The organism is Acinetobacter rudis, assembly GCF_031157835.1.
GTDB lineage: Bacteria > Pseudomonadota > Gammaproteobacteria > Pseudomonadales > Moraxellaceae > Acinetobacter > Acinetobacter rudis_A.
The window spans coordinates 105,358-116,461 of sequence record NZ_JAVIDR010000003.1 but is presented as its reverse complement, the minus strand read 5'-3'; the positions used below and the strand labels follow the sequence as shown (position 1 = coordinate 116,461).

The following is an 11,104-nucleotide window of genomic DNA, read 5'->3' as shown; positions in this document are numbered from 1 at the left end:
GTTGTTAAGGCCATTTGAGTGAAACACTACAATCTAGTGATTGAATTACAATCTTCTATACAAACTATCACAACTAAATTTGATAGTTTTGAGAAAATAAATTCTTTTTATTCATGATGCTATTCATTTTTTTTGATCAAAAAATTGGTGTCACTGTTTTCAATTGATATGTTATTTAATTATAAAAATTAATCGTGGAGTAAATCGTAATATGCAAATCAATACAAAAACATCGAAACAATGGTTGGATATTCTGAGTCAAATAACAGCATTAGCACAATCTGGCTTGCATTATAGCCGGGATATTTATGATCAAGAGCGTTATCAAGAGCTGTTACAACTGACAGAGCAATTATTACAACTTAAGCACATTGATACTTCAAATTTTATTGAGCAAGTATTAATTGATGTGGGGTATGCAACGCCTAAACTTGATGTACGTGCAGTCATTTTTCAAGATCAAAAGATTTTATTAGTTAAAGAAAGCCAAGATGGTCTGTGGTCTTTACCTGGAGGGTGGGCAGATGTAGGTTTATCTGCAGCAGAAAATGTCGAAAAAGAGGTTTTAGAAGAAACAGGATTGCATGTGAAAGCTCATCGTTTATTAGCACTATTTGATCGACGAAAACATTTACATCCGGAAATGTTTTTACATGTTTATAAAGCTTTTTTTGCTTGTAGAGTTCACTCAGGTCAGTTGAAGACTAATCATGAAACTTTAGAATTAGGCTTTTTTGCGTGTGATGAATTACCAGAACTTTCTACTGCAAGAGTCAACAAGCAACAAATAGAACTTTTTTTTCAAACAATTGATAGTAATCAAACATTCTTTGACTAAAATAAAATAGTATATTAATTGTGGTTTTTAGTGTATTTAATATACTTTCTTATAAGAAACATAAAAAAGCATCATGGATACTTTTATATCTTTGAATGTTAAATTACGATTATAAAAGCCACCTAGCACTGAATATTAATGATTATAAAAAAGTGAAGGGAGAATTTAGAATGATAAACTCGCCTTGTTTTTGAGTGTATTTTATACTAAATCACAATAAAAATTATCATTTAATAATCTGAGTTAAACAGTCGGAATTCATTTAATCTTCATAAAAACTGCTATAAAACTGAATATTAATACTTTTTACAAATAAATCCATCAAAATTTCAAAAAATTTTTTATCTTTTATTGTTAATATTTACTTAATTATCTTATTTTAATATATATAATAAATATATCTTTTAAGTTTAAACTCGTTAGTGTGATTAAATCGTCTATTGAAAATAACGGGGGATTTATTAAATATTCAATTTTTATTTCTGAGACTTAAGTAGCACTTTTTTATAAAAACAAACCTTTTTTTATATTAATTTATGTATATGGATTCTTATAAAATGAACATAAAAATTGAAATTTTATTTTTAAAAATAGATCAATAAAAACACAAAAAAATAAATGGTCATGAAGTGAGTAATTGAAATAGAAATGATTTAAAATTAATACCAAGTTTTTATCAAACAGTTATGCTCAATTAAATCAATTAATATCATTGGGTTATATTTACCATTTTTAAATTATTTTTATAAAATATGGTTTTAAATTTCAATTTATTAAATAAAAATAAATAATACGTTCAATATGCTTATTAAAATAATTTAATCTGTTTAATTAAATTAAATAAAAAAAGAATGCTAAAATGAAGAAATTTTGTATTACATAAAGAAACTATTTACATAAAAAAAAAATATTAAATAACCTAATTAAGATCACAATTTGGTTGACCTCAAACTTGTTGATCACAGTAAATCAAAATTAAATATTTACTTAAATTAGGAAATAATATGAAAAAGATTATTCTTGCTCTATGTGCATTATCAACTACTCATGTCTTTGCCGAAAAGCAAGATGGTATTTTGACTTTCAATGGCTCAATTTATAATGCAACTTGTGCCATTGATATTAATAACAATGGAGGCAGCACCCAAGGTTCTGTAGATATGGGACGTCATCCAACAAGTGCTTTTCCTGAAGAGGGCAGTGAAGCTGGTGGTACTGGGGGGAATGGTGATATCAAAATTAAGCTTGCTGATTGCCCAACAAATGGAACTTTAGAAGTAAGATTCGACGGTACTCTTGTTTCTGGTACACGTGATGTACTTCGTTTAGATAATCCTGGCAGCGCAAGTACTGCGGGCGGTATTGGTATTATTTTACTTGATGAAGATGATGACCGTATTGATCTAGATGGCTCTATCGCGATTAAAAAACGCGTTACTGACAGCAAAAATTATACTTATGAAATGAAAGCAAAATACTATCGTTATACTGATGATGATCGTGAGCTAAAAGCTGGTGATGCAAACAGTACTGTGAATTTCTCAATCGAATATAACTAAATTTTTGAAGGGAAAGTAATCTTCCTTTTTTAGTTTTACACCATCTAGTGGTCTTCGCTGGATGGTGTTTCAGATATATTTAGAGATATACGAGGAAAAAACTTCATGTTGCGATTATCTAAACGATTATTGGGTTTAACTTTTTTTTTCACTATGACTCAAGGGGTTTATGCAGGTTTTGGTCTTGAAACAACACGCGTTATTTTTTCAGAAAAAGACCGTAATCAATCTGTTGTAGCATTTAACACTGATAAAAATATAAGTTATTTAGCTCAATCATGGATACAAAATGAACAAGGGAAAATATCTCCCGATTTTATTGCTACACCACCATTGTTGAAACTCCGCCCACAGCAAAAAAATACAATTCAACTGACTAAAAATGTGGTTCTCCCTGCTGATAAGGAATCATTATATTGGTTGAATGTGAAATTTGTTGCACCTATTTCAAATGCTGAAAATGACAATGTTTTGAAATATTCAATGACGCATAAAATTAAGTTAATTTATCGTCCGACATTACTTTCAAAAATTCCTTTTGATCAGGAAGTTAAAAAATTAACTTCAGAGATTCAGAATAATCAAATCACTTTAAATAATCCAACAGCTTTTTATATCAATATTGCAGAAATTAAAGTGAATGGAAAAGAAGTTAAATCACCAAGTTTTGTTGCTCCATATTCTAAAAAAACAATTGATTTAGGGTTTGCTGCTCAAGTTCAAAGTAAAACAGAAATTACATATATCGATGATTATGGAAAATCTATTTTGCTTCAACCTTAGGAGTGGTAAGCAATGCAATGTATAAAGAGAAATGCTTTTAAATTTATTCTAGGCTCATTGTCTATATTTTTAGCGACTCCTAATTTAGCCTTAGCAAAAGAATATTTCGATCCAGGTATGCTTAATATTGGTGACGACAGTACTAAGATTTATAATAATGAGGATTTATCCCTATTTAATGATTTAGATAGTTTGCCTGGTGAATATAAACTCGACATAACGATTAATAATAACCGAATGGAGCATCGCTCTATTTATTTGTATGCCAGTAAAATTGATGAGGATCATCAGCAACTTGCTCCATGTTTTCAAGCAAATGAGTTTGAACACTATGGGGTAAATATTCCAAAACCAGTATCAGTCATTCAGCTTGAGAATGGGCAGCAGTGTGTTGATTGGGCAAGCCTAAGTTATGCTAAATCAGAATTAGATTTGCACAACAATCAACTGGTGTTGCAATTCCCTCAAGCGCAAATCGTACAGGAACGTATAGATTATTTTGAGAGAAAGTATTGGGATAATGGTATACCGGCATTTCGCCTAGATTATAACATTTCTGAGTTTTCTAATCGTAATAACTCGAAAACAGAAAACAGTACATTTGCAAGTCTTCAAAGTGGCATCAATTGGGGTGCATGGCGTTTTAAACAAGACTCAACATGGTCACATGATACCCAAGGTAATGATAAGTGGAAAAATTTAAGTACGACCTTAAGTCGAAATATTCCATCCATAGATTCTGAAATTGTTTTAGGAAATAACTATAGTTCTTCAGCTATTTTTGAAGGTGTAAAATTACGTGGTGCAATTTTACAAACTGATCGAACAATGCGTGCTCGTCGATTTAACTCTTATGCTCCTGGCATTACAGGCATCGCTGATAGTGAATCTATTGTGAGTGTTTATCAGAACAATAATCTAATCTTTAAAAAATCTGTACCTGCAGGACCGTTTTATATTACTGACTATAATCCTCTATCCAATGGGGGGAATATGACGGTTGAAATTACTGGCGTGGATGGTCAGGTAAAACGTCAAATTATTCCTTTTACATCATTGGCTTTTTTAGAACGTAAAGGTAATTTGAATTACCATGTCGCACTAGGCCGATATGATGGAGAATACGATAATAAGCATGAGTTTCTAACACAAGCTGAAGTAATTTATGGTTTAACAGATTATGTTACTATGGCTGCTGGTGCTCAGCTTTCTCAACATTATCAGGCTTTTTCGTTTGGTCAAGGTATCAACTTGGGTAAGTTTGGTGCAATATCCGCAAACGTAATACATGCCGTTAGTGACTTTGAAAATAATGTAGATTATCCAGACAATACTAAGAAAGAAGATGCTTTCACCAAAGAAGGTAATGCATTTAAACTAAATTATAGTAAATCATTTACTCCAACGAATACCTCATTAAATTTTGCAGGATATAAATATTTTTCATCAGGGTTTTATAACTTTAATGATGTGATGCGTTATAACTCTGGATCAAAATTTGAAAGTAGTATTCATGATCCAATTGTTTCTATGAATGACAAAATTAAACATCAGTATAATGTCACCATGGTTCAAACACTGCCAAATCAGTGGGGATCAGTGAGCTTGAATGCGACAAGTTATAACTATCGTGATCGACGAGACCTACAATCGTATAACTTAGGTTATATGCTCTCTAGAAATAAAATCAATTATGGTCTGTATTACACTTATTATAATGATACAGATGTAAGCCAAAATGCTTCTCAGGGTAATTACAGCATTAGTTTTAATATCAGTATGCCATTGTTTACAGCTAAGAAACCTGTGTATGCAAGTTACAATGTTGGACGCAGTGTTAGCGGACAAAACAACCATATTGTTCAACTAAATGGCTTGGCTGGTGATCGTTTACAAGCGAGTTGGAACGTTTATCAAGGCTATGATGACAAAAACTACGGTGGCGTTAGTGGTAGTTATAACTCTCCATTTGCACATTTTAATGCTGGTTATTCTTACCGAGGTAGTGATCAACATAGTGTAAATGCCAATGTGGCAGGCACATTCTTAGCAACTCAATATGGAGCTTTGATGTCAAAACCTTTACAGGCAACGAATGCGCTGATTGTTACTAAAAAGGTGGGTGGTATTAAGGCGATTAATAGTTCGACTGCTACAACAACAAAGACTGGGCTTGCTGTATATCCAGGTTTATCACCGTATCGAAAAAATCAAATTGCGTTAGATACACAGAGTATTCCTGAAAATGCAGAAATTGATGAAACAATTATTAGTCAAATTATTCCAACCAAAGGTGCTTTGATCCTGGCTGACTTTAAAGCTCGTCAAGGTTATAAATTATTGCTGACCTTAGATGGAGATGGGCAAAGTATTCCAATGGGTGCAAAAGCAATTTTTGATGAAAATAAAACAGCTATGGTTGCAAGTTTTAATCAGGTCTATATGTTATCTGAGCAAGAAAAAGGACAGGTCAATGTAAACTGGACTGTAAATGGTCAGGAAAAAAGCTGTACTGCTCAGTTTGATTTGACTAAAACCGAAGCGGTGAATGGGCTTTATTTAATTAAAACAGCTTGTGTAGATCAGCAAACTACACCACATACAGTACAACATTAAGGAAATATGCTATGAGATTTGTCAAACATCTTTTTTTGATGCAGACCGTATTATTATGTGGTGCTATGCAGCAAGCGCTAGCTTCTGGTTGTACACCATCATCGACTAGACATACCTTAATGAATGCTTTTGCTGGAACAATCAAGGTTAGTGGTTCTGTTGAAAAATATCAGGAAATTGCTAGATTTAATTTTCAGCAAGATGCACCAGTACCCTATATTGCAACATGTACGGATGATGCAACAATTTATGCTTATGCAGGTCAAGGAAGTCCAACAACATCTGGGGCAATTTCTATTGGCAATATTGACGGCCAACCAGCCTATACTTTGCCTAATTCTTTTGCTGGAGGACTGTATCATTATGCTTATGTTCTCATTGATGACCTTACTGGTAGGCCCTATGGAGAGAAAACTAATCCTACAGAGCTAAAAGTCAATGACGGAGATAACCAAGACAGCAAAATGCGGCCACGTAGTGCAACCGTAATCTTATATGCCAATATTGATAATCCATCGAAAGAAGTTTATTTATCAAATATTACCCTAGGAGGGTTATTACCAGATCCACTGGGAGCTTCTTATGGTGCAGGTGTAACCTATATGTTTAAATCAGGTCAAATTGCGCCTGTAACAGCAAGTTGTACATTAGAAAATGCACATAATCTTTCCATTCATTTACCTGGAGCACCAGTTTCAGCTTTACCTGAAATTGGATCAACTCATGAAAAAGGAAAAGATGAGTTAAGAATCAAATGTACTGGAGAAATGAAAGCTTCGATTACCCTAAACTTGGATAATGATCAGGTGACTTCAGATGAATCAGGTGATGATACTGTTGTTAAAAATCAGAAAGAAAATGATCGTGATGGTGCAAAAGGCATAGGGTTTGTTGTTTCAACAGATGATGGTAAACGCTTAGTTAATCGTAGTGGAGTTTTTCTTAAAGAACTAGGAGATGGTACAAGCTATGTACCAATCTACGCAGAGTATTATCGTTATGGTCATGAAGTAAGTGCAGGAAAAGTCGAAGCAATAGCAAACTTTGTTGTGGAGTTTAAATAAGATATTTTTTACTTTACAAAATAAATTATTAGCCCAGTTGAGTGAGGTCATCTTCTGGGCTAGTGAATTAATTTTTCATTAAATGTGCAGTAATATTTGGTAAATATTTTGCATCACCTGTGCAAAGTTTTGCATTTGTAGGTCTGTCATTTCTGCAGTGCTAATTCGTAGCCCAGAAATATCCTTATCTATGCGAAAGTCTTGTCCTGAACGAACTAACCAACCTTGCTGTGCCAGTAACTTGGTACATTTATCTGTGTGAGGTAAATCTAGCCAGATATTTAAACCATCATATTGTGTAGCACATGGAATATTACATCGCTGTAGGTGGTTTATAAGTTTTTGATTTTGTATGTGATAATAAGTTTGTGCTTCTTTAACTCGAGTATCAAAATTTTCATCTTGTAATAACTGATAAATTATTTCTTGTAAAATATGACTCACCCAAGTTGAACCAGCATTTAATTTACAACGTAATTTTGTTGATGTTTCTTCATCAGAACTGATAAATGCAAAACGAAAATCAGGAGCCAAGTATTTAGATACAGAGCGAATAACAGCCCAATGTTGAGTAGATTCAGGAATAATATGATGATAGCAATGAGTTGATAGAATAGAAAAATGATCATCAATAATAACTAACACATGAGGGTAGTGTGTTAAAAGTGCTTTTATTTTTTTGGCTTGTTCTTGATCTAAACTATAACCAGTCGGATTTTGTGCACGAGGAGTAAGAATAACTGCCTGAATGTTATTTTCTAATGCACTTTGTAGTTCTGTTACATTAAATCCTGTGCTACTAACTGTGTAAGGATACATTTTATATTGTTGTTGCTCTAATGTATTAATACTGGTGATAAATCCGGGTTGTTCAACTGCTATTTTGTCTCCACTTACCAAGTAAGCCTGTAAAATTCTTTCGATCGCATCAATTGCACCATGACTAAAATTGATTTTATTGGTCTGATGAATATCGGAAAATATATACTTTTGAGCGATTTTTAATAAACCTTCATGATAAATATCATCACCATAAACTGCACAATAAAATTGTTTTAACTGTATGTTTTCTAGACATGCCAAAAATGTGCGTAATGGATTACCATGTGCTAAATCAACAATATTTTGTGTTAACTTTGCTTGATAGCCCTCAAGTGAACGTATTTTTTGCTGTATTTTAATTTGTGTCCCTAAACGCCCTTTAGAAACAACAATCCCCAACAAAATTAAATTCTTGTAGGCACTAGCAACAGTATTTCGATTTACACCTAATTGCTCAGCTAATTCTCTTACACTAGGTAAAAAATCACCTTCATGTAACTTTCCTTCTTTGAGTAGGCTGCGAATACTATCTTGTATCTCTTGAACAGTATTACCACGGATTATCATAAATAAAAGTCATCTATAATTTGTTCCAATAATAAATATTGAAAATTAGTTTTATCAATAGAATTCATAGACAATATTATGCAGCCTTTCTCATTCAGCAATCAATCATCATGTTCTACTGTTGACATCCTCACCCCCCTTAAATGGGGGTGATTCCTACCGCTAGACGCTTATGTCCTGAGAAACACTGTTTCGTAAGAAGAATATTCAGTGCGGAATTTATATCCCGATCCCATGAGCTACCACACTCATGACACTGCCATTCTCTTATTCCAAGTCCTGCTCTACCTTTCGGACTGCTGGAGCGTGAGCCACAGCACGAACATGTTTGGGTGGTATAGGCTTCATTGACTTCTTCAAACGATACCCCTGCGTTCTCGCATTTATACTTGAGCATTGTTTTTAGTGCCGAAAAACCAGCATCTAAAACAGACTTAGCCATTTTAGTTTTTACCAGTTTGGCAGCACTTAAATTACCAACGACTATCAGTGCATTATTCTTAACAAGCATCGTACTTGCTTTATGCAAATGGTCTTTACGACAGTTTACAATCTTGGCGTGTAAGGCACGTACACGCTTTTTATTCCTTGCTCGTTGGGCAATCCCGAGTTGCTGTTCATATTTTCGATAGAATTTAGGATTAGATATGACTGTGCCATCAGAACAAGTCGCCACATCTTTTAAGCCCAAATCAATACCTATAGATTGCTTTGCAGTGGATTGTTCCTGCTTCGGTAAGTCAACAACAAGGCAAACATACCAACGACCACGACTATCTTCAACGAATGAACCAGTCTTAACACTGTATTTGCTTAAGCCGTAGCTATCCCATGCTTTGAATTGACGCTTGCCATATTGAACAGATCCATCCGTGCATTTAATCGCAGCCTTTTTAAAAGGTATCCATCCAAGTGAACGTCTAGCCGACTTCTTATTACTCACACGCCATTTAAGTTTTGCTTTTTTGAATTGCTTTCTACGTGTGACCAATTCCTCTGTAATTGCCTGAACAGTTTGGCTATGCAAATTACACAGTTTTGATGTACCCGAAGTATATTCATTGATATCGTAGGCACTAAAAAAATGCCCTGTACGTTTAAGATGTTTGAAACACAAATCATTAACATAGTTCCAGACAAAATTAACCTCTGATGCGAGCTGATCTAGCATCTTACAATGTTTGTCTTTTATGCGTAATTTAAGGGTTTTCATAGCCAAATTATAGCAATTTAATATACCAAAAGCCTTATAGCATAAGATTAAGCGACGAAATATGTCATATGGCTTACGCCAGTCACTTATATCCTCACCCTGAACGATGAGGTTTTACGCTCCATCGGATAAATTTTCAAGTGAGTAAGGTAAATATTGCTCAGTAGTGCTGAGTAGCTGTAGCACGCCATCTTTTTGTAAAAGTAATCTTGAATCCTCTACTACTCGATAAAGTTCAAAACTTAATTCATTATGTGGCTGTAGATAGCTAAAAACCTCATTTATAGAAAATAGAGCCTGTGTTGTTTGGCTCTCAAAGTTTCCTAATAATTTACCATTTTTAAAAATACGCAACTGAAAACACTGACTCATTTTACTTACTCTCCGACCAATAATAACTATCTGGTAAATTTCTTGCCCCAAAGATTGCCTGTCCTACTCTAATATCCGTAGCACCTTCCTCAATCGCAATTTCAAAATCTCCAGACATCCCCATAGAGAGACGTTGTATTTCTGGATATTGTTTTTGAATATTATCTCGAAGTTCTCTTAATACTTGGAAACAGCGTCTGACTTCATTTGGTTCTTGGCTATGTAAAGCAAGTGTCATCAATCCAACCACTTTAAGTTGTGTTAATGCCTGACATTGCTCAATCAGTGCTAAAGCCTGCTCTGGCTGTACACCAAATTTACTTTCCTCATTGGACGTGTTGACTTGAACAAATACAGGGAGTTGGCGCTGTTCTAATAACAAACGATGATTAAGTTTTTCAGCAAGTTTATAACTATCAAGTGCGTGAAATTCAGCTATAAATTTCGCTACATATTTAACCTTATTGCTTTGTAGATGGCCAATTAGAATCCAGTCTATATTTAAATGTTGGAGGGCCTCATATTTAGATTTTGCCTCCAATACCTTATTTTCACCAAAGCAACGAAAGCCTAACTGATTTGCCTGCTGAATTTGCTCTATGGATAAAGTTTTAGTAACGGGTAGTAAACGAACCTGTGCGGGATCTCTATTTACACGCTTACAAACTAAACTTATTGTATGCTGAATTTTCTTGAGATTGATTTCCAACTCAGACAAATTATTGGGGGTGTGATATTGCATACTTAAAACCTATGACAATAAAATTTTGTCATATGACAATAATTGTATTTATAAAAAAGTACAAGATCTTTAGAAAATTTAGATAGAAATTATTATTTAATGGGCTTAAAACTTAACTTTACAGGTCTATTAATACTATACGTTGAAGAGGGACCAATGTATTTCTTATGCTCAGATAAAGTAAAACTAGGATGCCATGCTTGTAATTCTGTATTAGAACGCCAAACTAGCTGTAACTCTTCAGCTTTATGATTTAAATTTATAGTATACACATCAAATTGTGCTACTGAATTTATGGTAGTGCGACATTTCTCGGTTAAGCCTTTTTTCAAAACAGATACTTGAACTTGTGTGGCTTTTCCAAACATTACATCATTAGCACGACATTGACGAACCTCTACATGATAATTCCCATTTGGCGAAGATATATCTTGTATAACTGTATTAACAGATGGAGATTGGCATGCAGTTAATCCGAATAGGATTATAGTTGATATAAAGATATTACTCTTTTGCATTGTTGCTCCC

Annotated in this window: 10 protein-coding genes; 5 read left to right on the top strand and 5 right to left on the bottom strand. The window is 33.7% G+C overall.

Annotated features, from left to right (window positions below):
- The first annotated feature begins 211 nt into the window (after positions 1–211).
- The 5 genes from RFH42_RS04520 (at position 212) to RFH42_RS04500 (ending at position 6,860) form a co-directional block, all read left to right on the top strand.
- Positions 212–838, top strand: a complete 627-nt coding sequence (locus tag RFH42_RS04520; RefSeq protein WP_308974394.1) for an NUDIX hydrolase — start codon at positions 212–214, stop codon at positions 836–838.
- A 1,004-nt stretch (positions 839–1,842) separates the two neighbouring features.
- Positions 1,843–2,397, top strand: coding sequence for a fimbrial protein (locus RFH42_RS04515; protein ID WP_308974393.1), 555 nt, complete (start codon positions 1,843–1,845; stop codon positions 2,395–2,397).
- Between the two features lie 105 nt (positions 2,398–2,502).
- The gene (locus tag RFH42_RS04510) at positions 2,503–3,180 is read left to right on the top strand and encodes a fimbrial biogenesis chaperone (protein ID WP_308974392.1); all 678 of its coding nucleotides are present in this window, start codon (positions 2,503–2,505) and stop codon (positions 3,178–3,180) included.
- Positions 3,181–3,192: 12 nt separating this feature from the next.
- Positions 3,193–5,796 carry a fimbria/pilus outer membrane usher protein gene (locus RFH42_RS04505; protein ID WP_308974391.1) on the top strand — a complete coding sequence of 868 codons (2,604 nt, stop codon included), beginning with the start codon at positions 3,193–3,195 and terminating at the stop codon, positions 5,794–5,796.
- A gap of 11 nt (positions 5,797–5,807) precedes the next feature.
- Positions 5,808–6,860 carry a fimbrial protein gene (locus RFH42_RS04500; RefSeq protein ID WP_308974390.1) on the top strand — a complete coding sequence of 351 codons (1,053 nt, stop codon included), beginning with the start codon at positions 5,808–5,810 and terminating at the stop codon, positions 6,858–6,860.
- 78 nt (positions 6,861–6,938) lie between these two features.
- Here the strand turns inward: RFH42_RS04500 and RFH42_RS04495 are convergent, their stop codons facing one another.
- The 5 genes from RFH42_RS04495 to RFH42_RS04475 form a co-directional block, all read right to left on the bottom strand.
- Positions 6,939–8,249: an aminotransferase class I/II-fold pyridoxal phosphate-dependent enzyme gene (locus RFH42_RS04495; RefSeq protein ID WP_308974389.1), complete on the bottom strand. Its 1,311-nt coding sequence runs from the start codon at positions 8,247–8,249 to the stop codon at positions 6,939–6,941.
- 139 nt (positions 8,250–8,388) lie between these two features.
- Positions 8,389–9,462 (bottom strand): RNA-guided endonuclease InsQ/TnpB family protein, encoded by a 1,074-nt coding sequence (locus RFH42_RS04490; RefSeq protein WP_308974388.1) that lies wholly within the window; start codon positions 9,460–9,462, stop codon positions 8,389–8,391.
- A gap of 114 nt (positions 9,463–9,576) precedes the next feature.
- Positions 9,577–9,834, bottom strand: coding sequence for a hypothetical protein (locus RFH42_RS04485; RefSeq protein WP_308974387.1), 258 nt, complete (start codon positions 9,832–9,834; stop codon positions 9,577–9,579).
- A 1-nt stretch (position 9,835) separates the two neighbouring features.
- The gene (locus RFH42_RS04480; protein WP_308974386.1) at positions 9,836–10,576 is read right to left on the bottom strand and encodes a YggS family pyridoxal phosphate-dependent enzyme; all 741 of its coding nucleotides are present in this window, start codon (positions 10,574–10,576) and stop codon (positions 9,836–9,838) included.
- 92 nt (positions 10,577–10,668) lie between these two features.
- Positions 10,669–11,094, bottom strand: a complete 426-nt coding sequence (locus RFH42_RS04475) for a hypothetical protein (RefSeq protein WP_308974385.1) — start codon at positions 11,092–11,094, stop codon at positions 10,669–10,671.
- Positions 11,095–11,104: the final 10 nt, after the last annotated feature.

Excerpts from the sequence above, each read along its gene's own strand:
- RFH42_RS04520 (WP_308974394.1), top strand. The coding sequence starts at position 212 with ATGCAAATCAATACAAAAACATCGAAACAATGGTTGGATATTCTGAGT.
- RFH42_RS04515 (WP_308974393.1), top strand. The coding sequence starts at position 1,843 with ATGAAAAAGATTATTCTTGCTCTATGTGCATTATCAACTACTCATGTC.
- RFH42_RS04510 (WP_308974392.1), top strand. The coding sequence starts at position 2,503 with ATGTTGCGATTATCTAAACGATTATTGGGTTTAACTTTTTTTTTCACT.
- RFH42_RS04505 (WP_308974391.1), top strand. The coding sequence starts at position 3,193 with ATGCAATGTATAAAGAGAAATGCTTTTAAATTTATTCTAGGCTCATTG.
- RFH42_RS04500 (WP_308974390.1), top strand. The coding sequence starts at position 5,808 with ATGAGATTTGTCAAACATCTTTTTTTGATGCAGACCGTATTATTATGT.
- RFH42_RS04495 (WP_308974389.1), bottom strand. The coding sequence starts at position 8,249 with ATGATAATCCGTGGTAATACTGTTCAAGAGATACAAGATAGTATTCGC.
- RFH42_RS04490 (WP_308974388.1), bottom strand. The coding sequence starts at position 9,462 with ATGAAAACCCTTAAATTACGCATAAAAGACAAACATTGTAAGATGCTA.
- RFH42_RS04485 (WP_308974387.1), bottom strand. The coding sequence starts at position 9,834 with ATGAGTCAGTGTTTTCAGTTGCGTATTTTTAAAAATGGTAAATTATTA.
- RFH42_RS04480 (WP_308974386.1), bottom strand. The coding sequence starts at position 10,576 with ATGCAATATCACACCCCCAATAATTTGTCTGAGTTGGAAATCAATCTC.
- RFH42_RS04475 (WP_308974385.1), bottom strand. The coding sequence starts at position 11,094 with ATGCAAAAGAGTAATATCTTTATATCAACTATAATCCTATTCGGATTA.